24 protein-coding genes are annotated in these 21,953 nt (G+C 72.2%); 14 read left to right on the forward strand and 10 right to left on the reverse strand.

What is annotated here, in order from left to right; all coding sequences use genetic code 11:
- Nucleotides 1–22: 22 nt before the first annotated feature.
- Both BFV98_RS27415 and BFV98_RS27420 read left to right on the forward strand, forming a co-directional pair.
- Entirely contained in the window at nucleotides 23–823 is an 801-nt protein-coding gene (locus BFV98_RS27415) for an ABC transporter permease (RefSeq protein WP_013287714.1), read from the forward strand.
- Nucleotides 820–1,797 carry an ATP-binding cassette domain-containing protein gene (locus tag BFV98_RS27420; protein ID WP_071098275.1) on the forward strand — a complete coding sequence of 326 codons (978 nt, stop codon included), beginning with the start codon at nucleotides 820–822 and terminating at the stop codon, nucleotides 1,795–1,797. Before BFV98_RS27415 ends, BFV98_RS27420 begins: the two co-directional genes overlap by 4 nt.
- On the opposite strand, the gene BFV98_RS27425 is transcribed toward BFV98_RS27420, so the two are convergent.
- Nucleotides 1,781–2,341 (reverse strand): helix-turn-helix domain-containing protein, encoded by a 561-nt coding sequence (locus BFV98_RS27425; protein WP_013287712.1) that lies wholly within the window; start codon nucleotides 2,339–2,341, stop codon nucleotides 1,781–1,783. The two genes, BFV98_RS27420 and BFV98_RS27425, sit on opposite strands and share 17 nt — an antisense overlap.
- 67 nt (nucleotides 2,342–2,408) lie before the next feature.
- Between BFV98_RS27425 and BFV98_RS27430 the strand changes: the two genes are divergently transcribed.
- Nucleotides 2,409–3,197, forward strand: a complete 789-nt coding sequence (locus BFV98_RS27430; RefSeq protein WP_071098277.1) for an AzlC family ABC transporter permease — start codon at nucleotides 2,409–2,411, stop codon at nucleotides 3,195–3,197.
- Nucleotides 3,191–3,499, forward strand: a complete 309-nt coding sequence (locus tag BFV98_RS27435; RefSeq protein ID WP_013287710.1) for an AzlD domain-containing protein — start codon at nucleotides 3,191–3,193, stop codon at nucleotides 3,497–3,499. The genes BFV98_RS27430 and BFV98_RS27435 overlap by 7 nt, the downstream gene beginning before the upstream one ends.
- Nucleotides 3,500–3,569: 70 nt before the next feature.
- Here the strand turns inward: BFV98_RS27435 and BFV98_RS27440 are convergent, their stop codons facing one another.
- The 3 genes from BFV98_RS27440 to nadA form a co-directional block, all read right to left on the reverse strand.
- Nucleotides 3,570–4,175: a DUF3043 domain-containing protein gene (locus BFV98_RS27440; RefSeq protein WP_013287709.1), complete on the reverse strand. Its 606-nt coding sequence runs from the start codon at nucleotides 4,173–4,175 to the stop codon at nucleotides 3,570–3,572.
- A 114-nt stretch (nucleotides 4,176–4,289) separates the two neighbouring features.
- Nucleotides 4,290–5,645, reverse strand: coding sequence for a UDP-N-acetylglucosamine 1-carboxyvinyltransferase (gene murA / locus BFV98_RS27445; RefSeq protein ID WP_030273035.1), 1,356 nt, complete (start codon nucleotides 5,643–5,645; stop codon nucleotides 4,290–4,292).
- A 214-nt stretch (nucleotides 5,646–5,859) separates the two neighbouring features.
- Nucleotides 5,860–7,035 carry a quinolinate synthase NadA gene (gene nadA / locus BFV98_RS27450; RefSeq protein WP_030273033.1) on the reverse strand — a complete coding sequence of 392 codons (1,176 nt, stop codon included), beginning with the start codon at nucleotides 7,033–7,035 and terminating at the stop codon, nucleotides 5,860–5,862.
- A gap of 43 nt (nucleotides 7,036–7,078) precedes the next feature.
- Between nadA and BFV98_RS27455 the strand changes: the two genes are divergently transcribed.
- The 4 genes from BFV98_RS27455 (at nucleotide 7,079) to BFV98_RS27470 (ending at nucleotide 10,450) form a co-directional block, all read left to right on the forward strand.
- On the forward strand, nucleotides 7,079–8,239 hold the full coding sequence (locus BFV98_RS27455) for a glycerate kinase (protein WP_083395321.1): 1,161 nt from the start codon (nucleotides 7,079–7,081) through the stop codon (nucleotides 8,237–8,239).
- Between the two features lie 140 nt (nucleotides 8,240–8,379).
- The gene (gene erpA, locus BFV98_RS27460) at nucleotides 8,380–8,748 is read left to right on the forward strand and encodes an iron-sulfur cluster insertion protein ErpA (RefSeq protein ID WP_013287705.1); all 369 of its coding nucleotides are present in this window, start codon (nucleotides 8,380–8,382) and stop codon (nucleotides 8,746–8,748) included.
- A 179-nt stretch (nucleotides 8,749–8,927) separates the two neighbouring features.
- Complete coding sequence (locus BFV98_RS27465) at nucleotides 8,928–9,902, forward strand: carbohydrate kinase family protein (protein ID WP_013287704.1); 975 nt, start codon at nucleotides 8,928–8,930, stop codon at nucleotides 9,900–9,902.
- A complete protein-coding gene (locus BFV98_RS27470; RefSeq protein WP_013287703.1) occupies nucleotides 9,899–10,450 on the forward strand; it encodes an ATP-binding protein in 552 nt (183 codons plus the stop codon). Before BFV98_RS27465 ends, BFV98_RS27470 begins: the two co-directional genes overlap by 4 nt.
- 66 nt (nucleotides 10,451–10,516) lie before the next feature.
- On the opposite strand, the gene BFV98_RS27475 is transcribed toward BFV98_RS27470, so the two are convergent.
- Nucleotides 10,517–10,744 carry a sulfurtransferase TusA family protein gene (locus BFV98_RS27475; RefSeq protein WP_071098279.1) on the reverse strand — a complete coding sequence of 76 codons (228 nt, stop codon included), beginning with the start codon at nucleotides 10,742–10,744 and terminating at the stop codon, nucleotides 10,517–10,519.
- Nucleotides 10,741–11,892 carry a cysteine desulfurase family protein gene (locus tag BFV98_RS27480; RefSeq protein ID WP_013287701.1) on the reverse strand — a complete coding sequence of 384 codons (1,152 nt, stop codon included), beginning with the start codon at nucleotides 11,890–11,892 and terminating at the stop codon, nucleotides 10,741–10,743. The genes BFV98_RS27475 and BFV98_RS27480 overlap by 4 nt, the downstream gene beginning before the upstream one ends.
- A gap of 171 nt (nucleotides 11,893–12,063) precedes the next feature.
- Between BFV98_RS27480 and coxB the strand changes: the two genes are divergently transcribed.
- A complete protein-coding gene (coxB, locus tag BFV98_RS27485; protein WP_030273023.1) occupies nucleotides 12,064–13,035 on the forward strand; it encodes a cytochrome c oxidase subunit II in 972 nt (323 codons plus the stop codon).
- A gap of 10 nt (nucleotides 13,036–13,045) precedes the next feature.
- Nucleotides 13,046–13,474: a cytochrome c oxidase subunit 4 gene (locus BFV98_RS27490; RefSeq protein ID WP_013287699.1), complete on the forward strand. Its 429-nt coding sequence runs from the start codon at nucleotides 13,046–13,048 to the stop codon at nucleotides 13,472–13,474.
- 953 nt (nucleotides 13,475–14,427) lie between these two features.
- Here the strand turns inward: BFV98_RS27490 and BFV98_RS27495 are convergent.
- The 4 genes from BFV98_RS27495 to BFV98_RS27510 all read right to left on the reverse strand — a co-directional run bounded on the left by BFV98_RS27495 (nucleotide 14,428) and on the right by BFV98_RS27510 (nucleotide 17,367).
- A complete protein-coding gene (locus BFV98_RS27495; RefSeq protein ID WP_013287698.1) occupies nucleotides 14,428–14,637 on the reverse strand; it encodes a hypothetical protein in 210 nt (69 codons plus the stop codon).
- Between the two features lie 145 nt (nucleotides 14,638–14,782).
- Complete coding sequence (trpD, locus tag BFV98_RS27500) at nucleotides 14,783–15,829, reverse strand: anthranilate phosphoribosyltransferase (RefSeq protein WP_013287697.1); 1,047 nt, start codon at nucleotides 15,827–15,829, stop codon at nucleotides 14,783–14,785.
- An 81-nt stretch (nucleotides 15,830–15,910) separates the two neighbouring features.
- A complete protein-coding gene (locus tag BFV98_RS27505) occupies nucleotides 15,911–16,309 on the reverse strand; it encodes a hypothetical protein (RefSeq protein WP_013287696.1) in 399 nt (132 codons plus the stop codon).
- Between the two features lie 104 nt (nucleotides 16,310–16,413).
- On the reverse strand, nucleotides 16,414–17,367 hold the full coding sequence (locus BFV98_RS27510; protein WP_013475726.1) for a cytochrome c oxidase assembly protein: 954 nt from the start codon (nucleotides 17,365–17,367) through the stop codon (nucleotides 16,414–16,416).
- Between the two features lie 108 nt (nucleotides 17,368–17,475).
- Here BFV98_RS27510 and BFV98_RS27515 point away from each other — a divergent pair, with 108 nt between their 5' ends.
- From BFV98_RS27515 to BFV98_RS27530, 4 genes are all read left to right on the forward strand, one after another.
- The gene (locus BFV98_RS27515) at nucleotides 17,476–18,075 is read left to right on the forward strand and encodes a heme-copper oxidase subunit III (protein ID WP_013287694.1); all 600 of its coding nucleotides are present in this window, start codon (nucleotides 17,476–17,478) and stop codon (nucleotides 18,073–18,075) included.
- A 72-nt stretch (nucleotides 18,076–18,147) separates the two neighbouring features.
- Nucleotides 18,148–18,981 (forward strand): cytochrome c, encoded by an 834-nt coding sequence (locus BFV98_RS27520; protein ID WP_013287693.1) that lies wholly within the window; start codon nucleotides 18,148–18,150, stop codon nucleotides 18,979–18,981.
- A 67-nt stretch (nucleotides 18,982–19,048) separates the two neighbouring features.
- The gene (locus tag BFV98_RS27525) at nucleotides 19,049–20,137 is read left to right on the forward strand and encodes a ubiquinol-cytochrome c reductase iron-sulfur subunit (RefSeq protein WP_071098281.1); all 1,089 of its coding nucleotides are present in this window, start codon (nucleotides 19,049–19,051) and stop codon (nucleotides 20,135–20,137) included.
- Nucleotides 20,134–21,765 carry a cytochrome b N-terminal domain-containing protein gene (locus BFV98_RS27530; RefSeq protein WP_013287691.1) on the forward strand — a complete coding sequence of 544 codons (1,632 nt, stop codon included), beginning with the start codon at nucleotides 20,134–20,136 and terminating at the stop codon, nucleotides 21,763–21,765. Before BFV98_RS27525 ends, BFV98_RS27530 begins: the two co-directional genes overlap by 4 nt.
- The last annotated feature ends 188 nt before the right edge of the window (nucleotides 21,766–21,953 follow it).

The following is a 21,953-nucleotide window of genomic DNA, read 5'->3' on the forward strand; positions in this document are numbered from 1 at the left end:
GAGCGTCCCCAGGGTGGCTGAGGTGGGTGAACTACGGGCGTACCGGGCGCTGCTCGGTGCGCAGGCGCGCTCGCAGGCGGCGTACCGCACGTCGTTCGTGGTGGACCTGGTCGGCAACGTGGGCGCCACCGTGTTCGACGTGGTCACCGTCCTGGTGATCTTCGGCGTGACGCGGGAGCTGGGCGGCTTCACGCTGCGCGAGACGCTCGTCGTGGTCGGCCTGTCGTCGTGCGGCTTCGCCACCGCCGACCTGCTGGTCGGCAACATCGAACGGCTTCCCCGGTACGTGCGCACCGGCCTCTTCGACGCCGTGCTGGTACGCCCGCTCGGTGCGCTGCCGCAGCTGCTGCTGATGGACCTGCCGCTGCGCAAGCTGTCCCGGGCCGTGTTCGGGCTCGCCGTGCTGCTGTTCGCGCTCGTCTCGGCCGGAATCGACTGGACGCCGGGGCGGGTCGCGCTGGCGGTGGTCGCCCCGCCGGCCGCCGTGGTCTTCTTCGGCTCGGTCTTCGTGCTGACCGCGACCGTGTCGTTCTACTGGGTCGACTCGGGCGAGCTGGCGAACGCGGTCACCTACGGCGGGCGCGACTTCACCTCGTACCCGATCACCGTGTACGGCGGCTGGTTCCGCGCGCTGTTCGCGTACGGGATGGGGTTCGCCTTCGTCAGTTACCACCCGGCGCTGGCGCTGCTGGGCCGCGCCGACCCGCTCGGCCTGCCGCCCTGGACGGGGTGGGCCGCGCCGGGCGTCGCGGTGGTCGCGGCGGCGCTGGCCGCCCTGGCCTGGCGCGTCGGGGTCCGTCACTACCGGAGTACGGGGTCATGAGCGTCATCGAGATGGACGGGCTGCGCAAGGAGTTCACGGTACGGGTGAAGGCCGGGCCGCTGCGGCGCGAGAAGCGGACGGTGACCGCCGTCGACGGGGTCGACCTGCGGGTGGAGCGCGGCGAGATGCTCGGCTACATCGGTCCGAACGGCGCCGGGAAGTCGACCACGCTGAAGATGCTCACCGGCGTGCTGACGCCGTCGGCGGGGCGGGCCCGGGTGTGCGGGCTGCGTCCGGTGGCCGACCGGACCCGGCTGGCGCTGCGCATCGGGGTGGTGTTCGGGCAGCGCTCGCAGCTCTGGTGGGACCTGCCGTTGCGGGACTCGTTCGACCTGTTGCGGCACGTCTACCGGGTGCCGGCCGGCGAGCACGCGGTCCGGCTGGCCCGCTGCCGGGAGCTGCTCGACCTGGACGGGTTCCTGGACACGCCGGTCCGGCAGCTCTCGCTGGGTCAGCGGATGCGCGGCGAGCTGACCGCGGCGCTGCTGCACGGCCCGGAGGTGCTGTTCCTGGACGAGCCGACGATCGGCCTGGACGTGGTGAGCAAGCAGGCGGTGCGCGGCTTCCTGGCCGAGCTGGGCCGGGCCGGGGACACCACGCTCGTGCTCACCACGCACGACCTGGCCGACATCGAGCGGCTGTGCCGGCGGCTCGTGGTGATCGACCACGGGCGGGTGGTGCACGACGGGTCGATCGCGGAGCTGCACCGCCGGTACGGCTCGCGCCGCATGGTGGTCGCCGAGCTGGACGCGGCGCTGCCCGAGCCGCCGGTGCTGCCCGGCGCGCCGGTGCAGCGGGTGGAGGCGGACGGGCGGCGGCTGGTCTTCGCGCTGGAACGGGCGAGCGTCGCCGAGGTGGTGGCCGGGCTGGCCGGCCTGACCACGCTGCGGGACATCTCGATCGTGGAGCCGGACATCGAGGAGGTGGTGACCCGGCTCTACCGGGCGCCGTCCGCGGTCACGGGTGTTCCATGACGAGTACGGCGAAGGTGCCGGGGGCCAGCGCCTCGTACCGGTGCGGGGTGTCACCGGGGAAGGTGGCGTAGTCGCCCGGCTCCAGCTCGACCAGGTCGGTCTCGGGGCCGACCCGCATCCGCCCGGCGGCTACCACGACGTGCTCGACGCTGCGCGGGGTGTGCGCCTCGGCGAGCCGTACCGCGCCGGGTTCCAGCTCCATCACGTAGACGTCGCGCCGGGCGTGTGGCGCCCCGGCCGCGAGCAGGGTGGCCGAGAAGTCGGCGTGCTCGGACCGGATCCGGGGCCCCTGCCCGGCCCGGACCACGCGGACGGCGGCGGTGGGTGGTTCGACCAGGCGGCTGAACGGTACGTCCAGCGCCACGCCGAGCGCCCAGAGCGTCTCCACGCTGGGGTTGCCGGACCCGGACTCCAGCTGGGACAGGGTGGACTTGGCGATCCCGGCGCGGCGGGCCAGCTCGGTCAGCGACAGGCCCGCGCGTTCGCGCTCGCGGCGCAGCGCGGCGGCGATGGTGGCGAGCGGGGGAGCGGGGTCGATCGCCATATGTTCGCTCCATCGGTCGGTTTGTTCGGTTTGACGAACCAGCGTGCTTCCGTTCAGGATAATGGACATGCGTACGGCATACCGAACGGGCGACGCCCGGGTGCTCCGCGACGTCGCCGCCATCGGCGCGGCGATGCTCGCCGTGGGCGCGTCGTTCGGCGCCGTGGCGGTGGCCGCCGGCCTGCCCGTCTGGGCCACGCTCGCCATGTCGGCGGTCGTCTACGCCGGCGGCGCCCAGTTCATGGCCGTCGGGCTCGTCGCGGCCGGCAGCCCGCTCGCGGCGGTCCTCGCCGGTCTGCTGCTCAACGCCCGCCACCTGCCGTTCGGCCTGGCCCTCGGTGGTGCGCTCGGTTCGCGGCGCGCGCATCGGCTGCTCGGCAGCCACCTGATGACCGACGAGGCCACAGCGTTCGCGCTGGCCCGCCCGGCCGGGCCGGAGCGGCGCCGGGCGTTCTGGCTCGCCGGGGTGCTGCTGTTCCTGGCCTGGAACGCCGGCACCGCGCTCGGCGTGCTCGCCGGCGGCGCGGCCGGCGACCCGGCGACGCTGGGACTCGACGCCGCGTTCCCCGCCGGGCTGGCAGCACTGCTGCTGCCCAGCCTGCGCGACCGGGAGACCCGCCGGGTGGCGCTCCTCGGCGCCGGCCTCGCCGTGCTGGCGACCCCGCTGCTGCCGGCCGGGCTGCCGGTGCTGCTCGCGCTCGCCGCGCTGGCCCTGCCGCTGCTGGCCCGCCGCCGGCTACCCGCCGCGCCGTCCGATGTGACGGCTGCGTCGCACGATCCGGATGCCGCGCCGGACGGGACCGCTGACGAAGCGGCTGACGGCCGGAGTGTGCGGGCCGGGGAGGTCTCGTGCTGATCGCCGTGATCCTCGCGCTGGCCGCCGGCACCTACGGGTTCCGCGTCGCCGGGGTGCTGCTGCGGGACCGGCTGGACCTGCCGGAGTGGTCCCGTCACCTGCTGCCGATCGGCGCTGCCACGTTGCTGGCCGCGCTCGCCGCCACCGCGGCGCTCACCGAGGCCGGCGGCTTCGCCGGCTACGCCCGGCCCGCCGGTGTGCTCGTCGGCCTGCTGCTCGCCTGGCGCCGGGCGCCGTTCGTGCTGGTCGTGGTCGCGGCGGCGGCCACCACCGCGGTGCTGCGCCTGCTCGGCGTGGCCTGAGGCCGGTCCTCGCACGAGAACGGCCCCCCACCGCCGGGGGCGGGGAGGGGCCGAGTCGGGGCCGGTCCGGTCAGACCTTGTCGCCGATGTTCACGCGGGGCGCGGGAGCGCGCATCCGGCGGAACGTGATCGACCGCATGATCGCGTAGAAGTAGAGCGAGCCGAGCTTCTCGGTGCTCTTGGGGAAGCGCTCGCGGACCAGCCGCTTGATCTTCCGGGAGATCAGGATCGAGTCGATCAGCACGCCGAGCGCCAGCGCGCCCCAGAGCACGTTCGACAGCAGCCGCACGATCGGCGGCATGGCCTGGTTGGAGCCGAACAGCACGATCAGCGCGCCGCCGAAGAACCAGGTGCCGATCGTACGGCGGGAGTCGACCACGTTGCGGGCCAGCAGCCGCTCGGGGCCCCGGTCACGCGGGCCGCCCTCGCGGCGGAACTCGGCGGCGGCCTCGGCGCGGGCGGCGCGGCGCTGCGCGCGGGCCTCCTCCTTGGTCAGCGGCTTCGCCGGCGCGGTCGGCCGGCGACCGGCGACCGGACGCTTCGGCGTGACCTGCCCGAGTTCCTTCTTGCTGGGCGTGTAGCCCCGAGGGCGGGCGGCGGACTCCTCGTCGGTCGTCACAGTGGTGACGGAATCCTCGACGAGGTCGGCGGGCTTGCGGCGAAACAGCGACGGCACGCGGCAAGGGTAGCCAACCGGCCGCGTCCGGTGCACATCACGGGTGCACCGGGCGCGGCCGCTTCCGGTCGTGGCGCCGCGACAGGGGCGCTGTCGCGACGCGGAACGGGACGGTCAGGGACGCTCGACGTGGGCGCCGAGGTCGGCCAGCTTGGCCTCGAAGTCCTCGTAGCCGCGGTTGATCAGGTCCACGCCGTACACCCGGGAGGTGCCCTCGGCGGCCAGCGCCGCGATCAGGTGGCTGAACCCGGCCCGCAGGTCCGGGATGACCAGGTCGGCCGCGTGCAGCTTGCTCGGCCCGGCGATCACCGCGGAGTGCTTGAAGTTGCGCCGGCCGAAGCGGCACGGGGTGCCGCCGAGGCAGTCCCGGTAGACCTGGATGTTGGCGCCCATCGTGTTCAGCGCCTCGGTGTAGCCGAGCCGCTGCTCATAGACCGTCTCGTGGACGATCGACAGGCCCCGGGCCTGGGTGAGCGCGACCACCAGCGGCTGCTGCCAGTCGGTCATGAAACCGGGGTGCACGTCGGTCTCCAGCGCCACCGCGTTCAGCTCACCGCCCGGGTGCCAGAACCGGATGCCGCCCTCCTGGCCCGGGCTGCCGCCGCGCGGCGGACGCAGGTCGGTGACCTCGTACTCGCCGCCGACCGACCGGAAGATGTTCAGGAAGGTCATCATGTCGGCCTGCTGGGCGCCCAGCACCTCGACGTGACCGCGGGTCGCCAGCGCCGCCGCCGCCCAGCTGGCCGCCTCGATCCGGTCCGGGATCGGCCGGTGGGTGTAGCCGTGCAGCTTCTTGACGCCCTGGATCTCGATCACCCGGTCGGTGTGCACCTTGATGATCGCGCCCATCTTCTGGAGCACGCAGATGAGGTCGATGATCTCCGGCTCGACCGCCGCGTTGCGTAGTTCGGTGACGCCCTCGGCCATCACCGCGGTGAGCAGCACCTGCTCGGTGGCGCCCACGCTCGGGTACGGCAGCGCGAACTTCGTGCCGTGCAGCCCGTTGGGCGCGGACAGGTGCAGGCCCTCCGGTGTCTTCTCGACGGTGGCGCCGAACTCGCGCAGCGCCTGGAGGTGGAAGTCGATCGGGCGCGGGCCGATGTGGCAGCCGCCCAGGTCGGGGATGAAGGCGTGGCCGAGCCGGTGCAGCAGCGGGCCGCAGAACAGGATCGGGATCCGGCTGGACCCGGCGTGCACGTTGATCTGGTCGGTGCTGGCGCTCTCGACGTTCGTGGGGTCGAAGACGAGTTCGCCCTCCTCCACGCCGTCGCTGACCTTCACGCCGTGCAGGCCGAGCAGACCGCGGACCACCTCGACGTCACGGATACGCGGCACGTCGAACAGCCGGCTCGGTGTGTCGCCCAGCAGGGCGGCCACCATCGCCTTGGACACCAGGTTCTTCGCGCCGCGCACGCGGATCCGCCCTTCAAGCGGAGTGCCTCCGTGTACGACCAGGACGTCGTCGGTCAACGCAACCTCCAGCGCGTTGGGTGCTGCCGTGTCTAGTGATGGGTGCACGAAGTTCATCGCTACCCGGAACGCGGTCATGGGAAAACGGGCCGCGTGTGTCGTCGCCCCGGCAGCATAGCCCTCCGTGACGGGAATGGAATCGGTCACATCGCCAGCGAGGGCACGAACCGGGGTGTCCGGTGCGTTTCCGTGCCAGCGGGGTCACCGACGGTGATCAGGCTCCCGGAAGGGCGAGCATCTGGTCCAGCGCCGACCGGGCGTGTCGGGCGGTCTCCGGGTCGACGGTGATCTGGTTGACCACGCGTCCGGCGACCAGCTCCTCCAGCGCCCAGACCAGGTGCGGCAGGTCGATCCGGTTCATCGTCGAGCAGTAGCAGACCGCCCGGTCGAGGAACATGATCTGCTTGTCCGGGTGGGCCAGCGCGAGCCGGCGCACCAGGTTCAGTTCGGTGCCCACCGCCCACGCCGAGCCGGCCGGGGCCGCCTCGATGGTCCTGATGATGAACTCGGTCGAGCCGACCAGGTCGGCGGCGTTCACCACCTCGTGGCGGCACTCCGGGTGCACCAGCACGTTCACGCCCGGCACCCGCTCGCGTACGTCGTTGACGCTGTCGAGCGTGAAACGGCCGTGCACCGAGCAGTGACCCCGCCACAGGATCATCTTCGCGTCGCGCAGCTGCTCCGGGGTCAGCCCGCCGTTCGGCTTGTGCGGGTCGTAGAGCACGCAGTCGTCGAGCGAGAAGCCCATCTCCAGCACCGCGGTGTTGCGGCCGAGGTGCTGGTCGGGCAGGAACAGTACCTTGCGGCCCTGCTCGAAGGCCCAGTCCAGGGCCCGCTTGGCGTTCGACGAGGTGCAGACCACGCCGCCGTTGCGGCCGACGAAGCCCTTGATGTCCGCCGAGGAGTTCATGTACGTCACCGGCACGGTCTCCGCCGCGATGCCCAGATCGGTGAGCGTGTCCCACGCGGCCTCGACCTGCGACAGCACCGCCATGTCGGCCATCGAGCAGCCGGCGGCGAGGTCGGGCAGGATCACCTTCTGCGCGTCCGAGGTGAGGATGTCCGCGCTCTCGGCCATGAAGTGCACGCCGCAGAAGACGATGTACTCCGCGTCCGGGCGGGCGGCCGCCTCCCGGGCCAGCTTGAACGAGTCGCCGGTCACGTCGGCGAACTGGATCACCTCGTCGCGCTGGTAGTGGTGGCCCAGGACGAACACCTTCGTGCCGAGCGCGGCCTTCGCGGCGGCGGCACGGGCCACCAGGTCGGGGTCGCTCGGCGCGGGGAGATCACCCGGACACTCCACGCCACGCTCGGTGGCGGGGTCGCTGCCGCGGCCGAGAAGCAGCAGCGCCGTGGCGGTGTTGGACGGCTCAACCCAGGTCGAAGTCACGCCCCCATGGTCCCACAGCGCGACCACCGCGCAGCCGTCCCCGATGTGGCCTGCCACACTGCTGCGCATGCGCGTGCTGCTCTGTCCGGACAAGTTCGCCGGCACGCTGTCGGCCCCCGACGTGGCCGCCGCGGTGGCCGACGGCTGGCGTGACGTCGCGCCCGGCGACGACCTGCTGGCCCGGCCGCTCGCCGACGGCGGGCCGGGGTTCGTCGACGTGCTCGCCGGGGCGCTCGGCGGACGCCGGGTGCCGGTGCCCACCGTCGACCCGCTGGGCCGCCCGGCCGCCGGTGAGATCCTGCTCACCGACGACGGCACGGCGTACCTGGAGAGCGCGCAGGCGTGCGGACTGCACCTGCTCACCGCCGCCGAACGCGACCCGAAGGCCACCACCTCGTACGGGCTGGGGCTGCTCGTCGCCGCCGCGGTCGAGGCGGGCGCGCGGACGGTGGTGGTGGGGCTGGGCGGCTCGGCCACCAACGACGGGGGTGCCGGGATGCTCGTCCCGCTGGGCGTCACGCCGCTGGACGGCGCCGGCCGGGCCCTGCCGTACGGCGGCGCGGCGCTCGCCGAGGTGGCCGCGCTCGACGGGGAGCCCCGGCTGCGCGGCGCGACGCTCGTCGCCGCCACCGACGTGGACAACCCGCTGCTCGGGCTGCACGGCGCGAGCAGCGTCTTCGGCCCGCAGAAGGGCGCCGACCGGGCCGGCGTGCTGCTGCTGGACGCCGCGCTGACCCGCTGGGCGGAGGTGCTGACCGAGCGCCTGCCCGGCTGCCCGTCCGGGCTGGGCGCGCTGCCCGGCGGCGGCGCCGCAGGCGGCCTCGGTGCGGCGGTGCTGGCGCTCGGCGGCCGGTGCGAATCCGGCATCGGCCTGGTCACCCGCGCGGTGGGGCTGGACGCCGAGCTCGACGCCGCCGACCTGGTGATCACCGGCGAGGGCTCGTTCGACCACCAGTCACTGCGCGGCAAGGTGGTCGCCGGTGTGGCCGGGGCGGCCCGGGACCGGGGCGTGCCCTGCGTGGTGCTGGCGGGACGGGTGAGCACCGGGCGGCGGGAGGCGGCAGCGGCCGGTGTCACCGAGGCGCACAGCCTCGTGGAGCACTTCGGCGGCGAGGAGCACGGGGGAGTGGACGCGGCGATGGCCCGCCCGGCCGAAGGGCTGCGCGCGCTCGGCGCCCGCCTGGCGCGGCAATGGAGCCGCTGACCGGTTCCGCTGGTCACGCCGCGGGGTGGTGACGCCGGAGGCGGCGTACGATCGAAAGACGGACCACACCGGGAATCACTGGCGGACGTGCGGCGTTGGCCAGGACGTCCGGACCTCATACCGCGCAGGGAGACTTCCACGTGACCACGCCAGCGCAGACCGAGTCGACCGAGGCCAAGGCCCCCAGCACCGTCGTCCTCACCGACGTCGCGGCGCAGAAGGTCAAGGCCCTGATCGAGCAGGAGGGCCGCGACGACCTGCGGCTCCGGGTCGCCGTGCAGCCGGGTGGCTGCTCCGGCCTGCGGTACCAGCTGTTCTTCGACGAGCGCTCGCTCGACGGTGACGTCGTCACCGACTTCGACGGTGTCGAGGTCGTCGTCGACCGGATGAGCGCCCCCTACCTGGCCGGCGCCACCATCGACTTCGCCGACCGGATCGACGCCCAGGGCTTCACCATCGACAACCCGAACGCGGGCAACTCCTGCGCCTGCGGCGACTCCTTCAGCTGAGTCGACAGACCGACCGACAACGGCGGGCCGTCCCGGGTGGGGCGGCCCGCCGTTTCGTCGTACCCCCTGCGCGTGACGTCCGGATGTGCGCCGATCGACCGGTTGGTGACCGACCGCCGTCCGTGCGGCCCGGGGGCCGGTAGGCTGACCGCGCCGTGCTCCCGACCCCGAGGGTTGACATGAAGATCGCCGTGACCGGCTCGATCGCGACCGACCACCTGATGAGCTTCCCCGGCCGATTCGCCGACCAGCTCATCGCCGACCAGCTCGACAAGGTCTCGCTGTCCTTCCTCGTCGACGAGCTGGTGCTCCGCCGCGGCGGCACCGCGGCGAACATCGCCTTCGGCATGGCTCAGCTCGGGCTGCGCCCGGTGCTGCTCGGCGCGGTCGGCGCCGACTTCGCCGACTACCGCTCCTGGCTGGAGCGCCACGGCGTCGACTGCGACTCGGTGCACGTCAGCGAGGTCGCGCACACGGCACGCTTCGTCTGCACCACCGACACCGACATGTGCCAGATCGCCTCCTTCTACGCCGGGGCGATGAGCGAGGCCCGCAACATCGAGCTGGCCCCGGTGGCGCAGCGCCTCGGCGGTCTGGACCTGGTGCTGGTCAGCGCCAACGACCCGGCCGCGATGATCAGGCACTCCGGCGAGTGCCGGGACCGCGGCTACTCCTTCGTCGCCGACCCGTCGCAGCAGCTGGCCCGGATGGACGGCGAGGACGTGCTCGGCCTGATCGACGGTGCCGACTACCTGATGACCAACGAGTACGAGAAGTCGCTGCTCCAGAGCAAGGCCGGCCTTACCGACGAGCAGCTGCTGGACCGGGTCAAGGTGCGGGTCACCACGCTGGGCAAGCAGGGTGTGGAGATCGCCGGCCGGGAGATCGGCACGATCCGGGTGCCGATCGCGCGGGAGATGCAGGCGGTCGACCCGACCGGTGTCGGCGACGGCTTCCGGGCCGGTTTCTTCGCCGCGCTCGACTGGGGCGTCGGCCTGGAGCGGGCGGCCCAGGTCGGCTGCCTGCTGGCCACGCTCGTGCTGGAGAACTTCGGCGGCCAGGAGTACGAGGTCCGCCGCGACCTGTTCGTGAAGCGACTCGCCGAGTCGTACGGTGACGCGGCCGCCGAGGACGTCCGGCCGCACCTGCTGTGACCGGCCCGGCGGCCCCGGCCGGAGGGGTGGACCCGGAGGTCCGCCCCGGCGGCGGCGGTCCGGTGCTCGTCGCGTTCGCCGGGCTGCCGGGCGTGGGCAAGACCACGCTCGCCGCCCGGGTCGGCGCCGCCCTGCGCGCCCCGGTCCTGCCGGTCGACCCGGTCGAGCGCGCCCTGCACCGCTACGGCCTCACCGGCGACGTACCCGGCATGGCCGCCTACGGCGCGGTCGCCGGGCTGGCCGAGGTGCAGCTCGGCCTCGGGCTCAGCGTGGTGGTCGACGCGGTGAACCCGGTCGCCAGCGCCCGGGGCCTCTGGCACGACGTGGCCGAACGGGCCGGCGTGCCGCTGCGGGTGATCGAGGTGCACTGCGGCGACGAGGCGGAGCACCGCCGCCGGGTCGAGGCCCGCCCGCCCGAGGAACACGGCACCTGGGAGCAGACGCTGCGCCGCCGGGCCGAGTACGAGCCGCTGATCGGCCCGCGCCTGGTGGTCGACACCGCCGTGGCCGCCGACCCGCTGCCGGGCATCCTCGCGTACCTGCGCTGACTGCTGGTCGGCCGGCGTTAAGAAGGGCCCCTTCCTCTACCTGAGGCGTTAAGAAGGGGCCCTTCCTTACACCCGGACGTCGTAGGCGGGCCCCGGGCGCTCGGCGAGGAACTCGTGGCCGCGCATCCGGCACCACGCCGGGATGTCCACCGCCGCCGCCGGGTCGTCGGCCAGCACCCGTACCACCGCGCCGACCGGCAGGCCGGGCACCAGCCGGGCGAGATTGATCACCGGTAGCGGGCAGCGCTGCCCCCGGCAGTCCAGCACCTCGTCCGGCTCGCTCCTCGCGCTCACAGGTCCGTCACCCCCGCCTCCGCCCGCAGGTTCGCCACGATCCCGGGCAGCTCGGCCAGGAACCGCTCCACGTCCGCCTCGGTGGTCTCCCGGTGCAGCGACACCCGCACGTTGCCGTGCGACAGCACCCCCATCGCCTCCAGCACGTGTGACGGGCGCAACGTCGACGACGTGCACGACGAGCCGGAGGACACCGCGAACCCGCGCCGGTCCAGCGCGTGCAGCAACGCCTCGCCGTCGACGTACAGGCAGGAGAACGTCACCAGGTGCGGCAACCGGTCCACCGGGTCGCCGACCACCTCCACGTCCGGCACCTCGGCCGCCACCCGCGCCCGGATCCGGTCGACAAGCGGACCCAGCCGGGCCGCCTCCGCCGCCGCGTCGGCCGCCGCCGCGCGCAGGCTCGCCGCCGCCGCGACCACCGCCGGCAGGTTCACCACCCCGGGGGTACGCCCCGACTCCCGCTCGTCGGCCGGGTACGGCGACTCCCACCGGGTGCCCTTGCGCACCACGAGCAGTCCGACACCGGGCGGTCCGCCCCACTTGTGCGCGCTGGCGGTCAGCACCGACCAGCCCGACGGCAGCGGCGCCCGCCCGGCCAGCTGCGCCGCGTCCACGTACAGCGGCACGCCCGCCTCGGCGCACAGCTCCGCCGCCGCGGGCACCGGCTGCACAGTGCCCACCTCGTGACTGGCCCCGATCAACGCCGCGAGGGCCACGCCGGGCGCGGCCACCGCCGCCGCCCAGGCGTCCAGGTCCACCCGGCCCGACCGGTCCACGGGTACGGACACCGCCGCGCCGCCACCTGCCGTGTGCCGCTCCGCGGCGTGCAGCACCGCCGAGTGCTCGATCGCCGAGTGCACCAGCGTCGCCCCGGCCCGCCGCCGCCCGGCCAGGCCTCCGAGTACGGCGGCGTGCGCTGCCGCCGTACCGCTGGGGGTGAAGGACAGCTCGTCGGCGCGGACGCCGAGCGTCTGCGCGGCGGCCTCGCGCGCGGCGTCGAGGAGCTGGCGAGCCCGGCGGGCCGCCGAGTAGAGCCGGGCCGGGTCCGCCCAGCCGTCGTCCAGTGCGGCCAGCATCGCCTGCCGCGCGACCGGATGCAGCGGCGCCGCGCTGGCGGCGTCCAGGTAGACCGGGGAGACGCTCATGAGGCTCCACGCTATCGCCCGGTTACGCCCAAGATCCCCCCGATGGGGGTGGACAGCGACCCCAAGACGGCCTGGCCGGTCATGGTCGAGTAATCTGCGACCGTCGGTGACGCCTTTGCCGTCGGTGTCAAGGAGAACAACCGCCGCGGCGCGCTAGGGAGGCAGGACCAGGTGGTCGCAAGGAGTTCGGAGGTACGGCGCTCGGCCGTACGGCACAGCGCTTCCCCGGGGGCCGGTGGACGCCGGCGGCGTGGTGCTGGTCGAATCGCCGGGCTCGGTCTCGGCGCGGCGGCGCTGCTGGTCTCGCTCACCGGCTGTGACGTCGGTAAGGCGTTCGGCGGGTTCGGCTGGCCGCAGGGCGGCATCACGCCCGAGTCGCACCGCATGTACGACCTGTGGATCGCGTCCTGCATCGCGGCGCTCGCCGTCGGCGTGTTCGTGTGGGGCCTGATCTTCTGGTGCGTGGTCCGCTACCGCAAGCGCGGCAACGAGCTGCCGGTGCAGACCCGCTACAACCTGCCGATGGAGTTCCTCTACACCATCGCGCCGATCCTCGTGGTCTCCGTGCTCTTCTACTACACGGCGGTCGTGCAGACCGACGTGAACAAGCAGTCGAAGAACCCGGACGTCACCGTCGAGGTCGTCGCGTTCAAGTGGAACTGGCAGTTCAACTACCGCGACGGCCAGGGCCCCGAGGCCAACACCGTCGCCTCGGTGCTCGGCACCAGCGAGGTCATCCCGGTGCTGGTGCTGCCCAGCGGCCGCTCGATCCGCTTCGAGGAGACCAGCCGCGACGTCATCCACTCGTTCTGGGTGCCGGAGCTGCTGTTCAAGCGGGACGTCATGCCGGGCAACGTGCGCAACACGTTCGAGGTCTCCAGCATCGACCAGGAGGGCGCGTTCGTCGGCCGCTGCGCCGAGCTGTGCGGCAGCTACCACGCCTTCATGAACTTCGAGCTGCGGGTCGTCTCGCCGGAGAAGTACGACCAGTTCCTGGCGGCCAAGAAGGCCGGCAAGTCGACCCAGGAGGCGCTCGGCGCGATCGGTGAGGAAGAGTACGCCACCGAGACGAAGCCGTTCGACACCCGGCGCGACGTGAACAACTTCAACCCGTCCGACGCGACGGCCGGCGCGGGAAGCTGAGGGGTCCGGCATGAAGACCGAGTGGAAGATCTTCCTGACCATCGCCACGTTCCTCCTCGGCGCGACGATCCTCTACGGCGCCTGGACGTACGCCGACAGCGGCGGTCACGTCGAGTGGATCGGCACGGTGGCGCTGCTGCTGTCCTTCCTGCTCTGCGCGATGTGCGGCGGCTTCTTCTGGTTCGTCTCCCGCCGTATCGACCTGCGCCCCGAGGACCGGCCGGACGGCGAGATCGCCGACGGCGCCGGTGAGGTCGGCTTCTTCAGCCCTGGCAGCTACTGGCCGTTCGGGCTGGCGCTGGCCGCCGCGATCGCCGGTCTCGGCCTGGTGTTCTGGCAGTTCTGGCTGCTGGGACTGGGCCTGGTGGCGGTCGTCCTCGCCACCTGCGGGCTGCTGTTCGAGTACTACTCGGGCACCCGCCGTACCGCCGAGCACTGACAGACCCACCGCCGCAGGCCCGCCACCCCCCACCGGGGGAGGCGGGCCTGCCGCTTTCCCCCACCCCCCCTCCGCCTCCCGCCCTCCGCCCCCCCGGCCCTCCGCCCCCCACCCTCCGCCCCCCGCCCTCCGCCCGTCCCCGTCGATCATGAAGTTGACGGCGCTGGCGGTCCTTTTTGTCCCCGCCAACCTCATGATCGTCGCCCGTGCGGTCGGCCTGGTGCCCGCTCCACCTCCGACACTCACCACCCGGGTTCTCGCTCACCGGGCCGTTCCATTCACCGGAAGCGCCGTTCCACTTGCCAGGACCACAGGAGATCTTGGAAGGAAAGCGCCCTCATAGGGGCCCTTTCCTTCCAAGATCTCGCTCACCGCACCGCTTGTCCGCGTCCAAGGCCGGGTGCCGTGACGGGTCAGCGCCGACACTCACGCCCGAAGGCCCGACGCCCGCCCTCACGCCTTGCGCGCACCGCCGACCGCCCAGGCGAGCGCCGGCCACCGTGCGCTCCCGCGCGGGCCCGGCCTTGTTGATCAAGGAGTTTGAGGCACTTTCGCGCGCCGTCGATGACACAAACCCCTTGATCACCGGTTCGGCCGGGGAGAGCCCTCGCCACCCCGGCCACCAAGCGGTGATCAAGGAGTTTGGGTCCACCGGGGCGACCGTGGGGGACACAAACTCCTTGATCACGAGCGGCGGACGGTTGGGCTGTCGGGCGGGGTGGGGCGGGGCGGGGCGGAGTGGAGAAGGGTGGGCGGCCGCTCGCGGCGCGGGGGCGCAAAGAGGCGCGAGGGCGCAAGAGGCGCGGACAGGCGCGGGGGTGCAAAGAGGCGCGAGGGCGGCAAGAGGCGCGGACCGGCGCGGGGGCGCAAAGAGGCGCGGACAGGCGCGGCGCGCAGACAGGGCGCGGACGGGCGGGAGGGCGGGAGGGCGGGAGGGCGGGAGGGAGCGGCGGTCAGGCGGCCCGGGGGTGGGACGGCCGGCGGGGTGTGCGGCGGCTCGCCAGGCGGGTCTCGCGGAACGTGAACGTGGCGATCACCACTGCCGCGCCGCAACCGGTGCAGATCAGCTCCGGGCAGTCGGCGCCGTGCCCGTCGCCGCACGGCGGCGCCTCGAACAGCACGACGCCCTCGCAGGTGTCACAGTGCAGCTCGCGGTCAGACACGGGAGGCTCCTCTCGCTCCGGGCACCGGCCCAGGCGGTGAGACGCCGGCCGGCGGACCAGAGACCGAAAACGAAAGACCGAAAACGGAAAATAACTCCCGTGTAGTTTGGCACGCGGGTACGACAACACCCGCGCCAGGCCGCCGTCAGGCGGTGCGCGCCACCTCGAGCCAGCGCTCCAGCGCGGCCGCGGCGGCGCCCGAGTCGACAGCCTCGGCGGCCCGGTCCAGATTGGCCCGCAGCACCTCGTGCAGATCGCCGTCGAGCGGCCCCTGGGTGGCAAGCGCGACAGCGGCGTTGACCAGGACCGCGTCCCGCACCGGGCCGGTCTCACCGGCGAGCAGGCGGCGGACGACGTCGGCGTTGTAGACCGCGTCCCCGCCGCGCAGGTCGGCCAGGGTGGCCCGGGGCACGCCGAGGTCCGTCGCGTCCAGCACGGCCTCGGTGACGCTGCCCTGCTGCGCCACCCAGACCCGGGTGGGGGCGCCGGTGCTGAACTCGTCCAGGCCGTCCTCGCCGCGTACCACGATCGCGGAGTCGCCACGGGCCGCGAAGACGGCGGCCATCACCGGGGCCATCCGCTTGTCGAAGCAGCCCACCGCGCCCGCGCGGGGCCGCGCCGGGTTGGTCAGCGGGCCGAGGAAGTTGAACGCGGTGGGTACGCCGATCTCGCGCCGGACCGGGCCGGTGTGGCGCATGCCGGGGTGGAAGCGGGCGGCGAAGCAGAAGCCGATGCCGGCCTCGGTGACGCAGCGGGCCACCTGCTCCGGTGCCAGGTCGAGGGGTACGCCGAGCTGCTCCAGCACGTCGGCGGTGCCACACGAGGAGGAGGCGGCCCGGTTGCCGTGCTTGACCACGCGGACCCCGGCCCCGGCGACCACCAGCGCCGCCATGGTGGAGATGTTCACCGTGTGCGCGAGGTCTCCGCCGGTGCCGACCACGTCCAGCGCGGTCGCGCGTACGTCCTCGGGCAGGTGCACCGGCACCGCGCGGGTCAGCATGGCCTCGACCAGGCCGCCCAGCTCGGCGGGGGTCTCACCCTTGGTGCGCAGCGCCACGGCGAACCCGGCGATCTGCGCCGGGGTGGCCGAGCCGGCCATGATCTCGCCCATCGCCCACGCGGTGTCGGCGGTGGAGAGCTCCTCGCCGCGCAGCAGCGCGTTGAGCAGAAGCGGCCAGGTCCGTTCGCCCATGGCGGGCCTCCCGAGCGGCGTGAGGAATGCGGTTGGGGCGCGCCACGGCCGCGTGGCCGTGGCGCGCGAGGACCGGAGGGGTCAGGCCGCGGCGTGGGTGCGGCGCAGCAGCTCCGCCACGGTGCTGCCGGCGACCACCGGGTCCAGCGGGTGGGTCAGCGTGGCGTCGACCTCGGCGTACGCGGCCAGCCAGCGGTCGGCGGCGCGAGCCAGCACCACGCAGGTCGGCGGCGCGTCGTCCCGGTCGTCCTTGATCTGGCGGGCGATGCCGATGCCGCCGCCCGGGGTCGCCTCGCCGTCGAGCAGGAGCAGGTCGATCTCGTAGTCGTCGACCAGCCGGATGCAGGCGTTGTAGTCGTCGGCCTCGACGAACTCGATCTCGATCCCGGGCGCCGGCCGGGTGCCCACGGCGAGCCGCATCCGGTCGCGGACCTTCGGGTCGTCGCTGTAGAGCAGGACGGTGCAAAGACGATCGCTCATCGTGACGTGGCTCCCACCTCGTAGCTGCCCGCTGATCGTAGCGGTCGTCACATCCGGGCCGTCGCCCCGCCCGGCGGGCTCGGGGCGTACCCCGGAACGTGCCGTCAGGTGCTCGCCTCCGCGGCGCGCTGGCGGGCCTCCTGGCGGTCCAGCTCGCGGTCGAGCCGGCGGGCCTCGCGCTCGGACTGCTTGACCCACTGGACGACCAGGACAGCGAGCATGGTGACGCTGACGAACTCGCCGCCGGCCCACAGGATGCCGCCGGCGACCACCTGGTCGTTCCAGGGGTCGGACCAGGACAGGTTGAGCGACGGGTACCAGTCGCCGCCGAACAGCGTGGTGCTCTGCATGATGGTCAGGCCGAGGACGGTGTGGAACGGCACCGAGAGCAGCATGAGCAGCGCGCGCCCCGGGTACGGCCAGCGGCCGGGCAGCGGGTCCAGGCCGAGCAGCGGCCAGAAGAAGACGCAGCCGGTGGCGATGAAGTGCGCGTGGACCAGTTCGTGCGCCCACTCGTGGCGCAGGGTGAACTCGTAGAGGTCGGTGAAGTACAGCGCGAACGGGTTCACCACGAAGATGGCGAACGCCACGAGCGGGAAGCTGTAGATCCGGATCACCTTGCTGTGCACGATCGCGAGCAGCCGCTTGCGGGGCCGCACCGGCAGCGTGCGCAGCGCCAGCGTCACCGGGGCGCCGAGCGCCAGGAAGATCGGCGCGATCATGGACAGCACCATGTGCTGCACCATGTGCACCGAGAGCAGGGCGGTGTCGTACGCGCCGAGGCCGGTGAGCGTGACCAGGGCGATGCCGCCGAGGCCGGGGCCGAGGAACGACACGGTACGGACGACCGGCCAGCGGTCGCCGCGCAGCCGCAGCCTGTGCACCCCGTAGAGGTAGAGGCCGGCGGCCAGGACGATGCCCAGCGTGAGCCAGCTGTCCAGCCGGGTCTCGGTGAGGACCCGGGTCACGGTGAACGGCGGCGGGGCGCCCTCGCCTCCCGCCGCCAGTGTCGCCGGAACAGCCGAGGTGACGGCGCGGATCTGATCGACGTGCAGCACGCTTTTCAGGGTAGGTCAGGCGAAGCGGACCACCACGATCGGGCCACGGAAGGGACCGGTTTGGCACCCCGCTGATCGTCGGTCCCGGTCAGGGGCAATAATGACCGCGTGACTGCGGCCCCAGCCATTGACAAGAGCCGGATCCACTCCCTGACCCGACCCAACATGGTCAGCGTCGGGACGATCGTGTGGCTCTCCAGCGAACTCATGTTCTTCGCGGCGCTGTTCGCGATGTACTTCTCCATCCGCGCGGCGGCGCCGGAGCAGTGGGAGAAGCACACCGAGGTGCTGAACATCCCGTACGCGACCACGTTCACGGTGATCCTGGTGCTCTCCTCGATCACCTGCCAGATCGGCGTGTTCGCGGCCGAGCGCGGTGACGTCCACGCTCTGCGCCGGTGGTTCACGATCACCTTCGTGATGGGTCTGATCTTCGTGCTCGGTCAGCTGAACGAGTACCGGACCCTGGTGCACGAGGGTGTGAAGATCAACGAAGACGGTTACGGGTCGATGTTCTACCTCACCACCGGCTTCCACGGTCTGCACGTGACCGGCGGCCTCATCGCCTTCGTGATCTTCATGATCCGTACCACGATGGGCCGGTTCACCCCCGCCCAGGCGACCTCGGCGATCGTCGTGTCCTACTACTGGCACTTCGTGGACGTCGTGTGGATCGGGCTCTACGCCATGATCTACTGGCTCCAGTGATCTTGGCGCGTCACGAACCGCGCCGCTGCTCCGTCCCCTGAGACAAGGTCCAACCGGTTAAGGACACAGGTCATGACTTCTGACAACGACCGCCGACGCGGTCTGCTCGCGCGGCTGCGCGGGCGGCCCGTAGCGCGCAGCAGGGGCCGCCGCCGGCTGGGTGCCGCGGTCCGGCTGTTCGCCGCGCTGATGCTGGCCGGCGGTGCCTACACCGTCTTCGCCCCCGGCGTGCAGGCGCAGGACAACCCTCCGTTGACCGCCGCAGGCAACGAGGGCAAGGCGCTGTTCGATGTGAGCTGTGTGACCTGTCACGGTCGCAACGCCCAGGGCGTCGAGGGCCGCGGTCCGAGCCTGATCGGCGTCGGAGCGGCCTCGGTCGAGTTCCAGGTCAGCAGCGGTCGCATGCCGATGGCCCGGCAGGAGGCCCAGGCCATGCGCAAGCCGCCGCAGTTCACCGACGAGCAGGTGCGCCAGCTCGGGCAGTACATCCAGGAGCTCGGCGGCGGCCCGGAGGTCCCCAACGGCGACCTGCGTGAGGGCGCCAACCTGTCCACCGGTGGTGAGCTGTTCCGGATCAACTGCTCGCAGTGCCACGCCTTCAGCGGCGGCGGCGGCGCGCTGTCCTCCGGCAAGTACGCGCCGAGCCTGGCGCCGGCCAGCGACCGGCAGATCTACGCCGCGATGCTGAGCGGCCCGCAGAACATGCCGGTGTTCGGCGACAACCAGATCACGCCCGAGGAGAAGGCGGACATCATCGCCTACATCCAGGAGACGCTGAAGCACGACGGCGATCCGGGCGGCTTCAACCTGGGCCGCTACGGCCCGTCGACCGAGGGTCTCGCGATCTTCCTGGTCGGCATCGTCGCGCTGGTCTTCGCGAGCCTGTGGATCGCGGGCAAGTCGTGACCGGACGGATCAATGCTTCCAGTGCTGTGGCGCCGACCCCCGGCGTCACCCGTAGCGAGGTGACGGCATGAGCACCCACACCGAGCACCAGGCCCAGCAGGGCCCGGAGCCGCTCGACGTGAACGACCCCCGGCTCTCCCGGTTCGACATCGTCCAGGAGGGCGCGCGGCGGGACGACATCGAGATCGTCCACTACGAGCCGCAGGTGGTCCCGGGCAGCAAGGCCGAGCGCCGGCTGACCCGCACGGTCGCCCTGATGTTCCTGCTGACCGGCGTCTTCGCGACCGCCTTCCTGGTGGTCTACATCTGGTGTCCGTGGCAGTGGGAGCCGGGTACCGGCGGCGACAAGCTCTACACGCCGCTGCTCGGCGTGACGCTGGGCCTGGCGCTGCTGGGCATCGGTTTCGGCATCCTGACCTGGGGCAAGAAGCTGCTGCCCAAGGAGGTCTCGATCCAGGACCGGCACGACCAGGCCGACGACCCGGAGGGTCGCAAGATCACCGGCGAGACCATGCTCTACCTGGCCGACGAGATGGGCGTCCGTCGCCGGCCGCTGCTCGGCATCTCGCTGCTCGCCGGCCTGGCGCCGGTGGGCGCGGTGGCCGCGGCCCCGCTGATCGGTGGCCTGATCGAGCAGCCGCACAAGAACAACCAGATGTTCACCACCGGCTTCCAGCCGGGCGAGGGCGGCAAGAAGATCCGGCTGATCCGTGAGGACGGCCGCCCGATCCGCCCGGCCGACGTCAGCGTCGGCGGCCAGCTCACCGTGTTCCCGGGCATCGACGGCGGCGTGAGCAACCTGCACGCCGACTCGCCGACCCTGCTCATCCACCTGCGGGAGGACGACGCGCAGAAGTCGCGCGCCGCGAACGAGCGCAAGGGCCACGGCGACTACATGTGGGGCAACTACGTCGCGTTCTCCAAGATCTGCACGCACGCCGGCTGCCCGGCCAGCCTCTACGAGCAGCAGACCAACCGCCTGCTCTGCCCCTGCCACCAGTCGCAGTTCCTCATCACCGACAACGCCAAGCCGATCTTCGGCCCGGCGAACCGGCCGCTGCCGCAGCTGCCGATCGAGGTGGACGAGGAGGGCTTCTTCGTGGCGAAGTCCGACTACACCGAGACCATCGGTCCCGACTTCTGGGAGCGGCCATGAAGCGCCGAAAGTTTGATGCAGCAGCGCTGCCGGCCAAGAGCGCGCGGGCGGTGGACGACCGCTTCCAGGTGGCCACGCCCCTGCGCAAGCTGCTGAACAAGGTCTTCCCCGATCACTGGTCGTTCCTGCTCGGCGAGATCGCGCTGTTCTCGTTCATCGTCCTGCTGCTCACCGGCGTCTTCCTGACGTTCTTCTTCGAGCCGGCGATGACCGAGGTCATCTACAACGGCAGCTACGCGCCGCTGCGGGGCACCCCGATGTCGGCCGCCTACGCCTCCAGCCTGGACATCTCGTTCGATGTCCGCGGTGGTCTGATCATGCGGCAGATGCACCACTGGTCGGCCCTGCTGTTCATGGCCGCCATCGTGGTCCACATGCTGCGGGTCTTCTTCACCGGCGCGTTCCGCAAGCCCCGTGAGACCAACTGGATCATCGGCTCGCTGCTGTTCTGGGTTGGCTTCCTGGCCGGCTTCACCGGCTACTCGCTGCCGGACGACGGCCTGTCCGGCACCGGTCTGCGGATCGCCTCCGCGATCATCCTGTCGATCCCGGTGATCGGCTCCTGGGTCAGCTCGTCGATCTTCGGCGGGGAGTTCCCCGGCACCATCATCATCAGCCGCTTCTTCATCGCCCACGTGCTGCTCGTCCCGGGTCTGCTGGTGGCGCTGATCAGCGTGCACCTCGGCCTGGTGTTCAAGCAGAAGCACACCCAGTGGCCCGGCCCCGGCCGGACCAACTCCAACGTGGTCGGCGAGCGGATGTTCCCGCGCTACGCGCTCAAGCAGGGCGGCTTCTTCATGGTCGTCTTCGGCGTGATCGCGCTGATGGGCGGCATGTTCCAGATCAACCCGATCTGGCTGTTCGGCCCGTACGAGGCGTGGGTGGTCTCGGCCGCCAGCCAGCCCGACTGGTACGTCATGTTCCTCGACGGCTCGACCCGCCTCATGCCGGGCTGGGAGATCCACATCCCGATCGGCAACGGGTACGTCATCCCACCGTTGTTCTGGCCGACTGTGGTGCTACCCGGAATCCTGGTCGGCCTGTCGACGATGTATCCGTTCCTGGAGGCGCGCCGCCTCAAGGACTACAAGCACCACAACCTGCTCCAGCGGCCCCGGGACGTTCCGGCCCGGACCGCCGTGGGCGCCATGGCGCTCGCCTTCTACGTTGTGCTGACCCTCTCCGGCGCCAACGACGTCATCGCGGACAAGTTCCACATCAGCCTGAACGCGATGACCTGGGGTGGCCGGATCGGCCTGCTGATCCTGCCGCCGATCGCGTACTACATCACGTACCGGATCTGCCTGGGTCTGCAGCAGCACGACCGGGAGGTGCTGGCCCACGGCGTGGAGACCGGCATCATCAAGCGGCTGCCCGACGGCCGGTTCGTCGAGGTCCACCAGCCGCTCACCTCGGCCGACGGCCACGACGGTCACCCGCCGGCGCTGGACTACGTCGGCTGGGTGGTGCCGAAGAAGATGAACCGGCTCGGTGCCCTCGGCCCGGCGATCCGGGGCTTCTTCTACCCGATCGAGAAGCCGGCCGAGGCGCCGGTCTCGCCGGGGCACCCGCCGGTCGAGGCCCGGCCGGAGCGGGAGGAGATCGGCAGCGGCGAGAGCCGTCGCTGACCCTCCCCGGTACGACTGACAGTGGCGCCCGCCGGATCTTCCGGCGGGCGCCACTGCCGTTTCCGCACCGGTCGTCCCGTTCCCTCCCGCGTACGGCGGGAGGCCGGTGCGCCGACGGCCGTCGCCCCCGACACGGACGGGTGGAATCGCAGGAATAACCCCGGTCAGCCGGGTATCCGTGCGGTCCG

The sequence above is a fragment of the Micromonospora sp. WMMB235 genome (assembly GCF_001855515.1).
In the GTDB taxonomy this organism is placed as follows: Bacteria; Actinomycetota; Actinomycetes; order Mycobacteriales; family Micromonosporaceae; genus Micromonospora; species Micromonospora aurantiaca.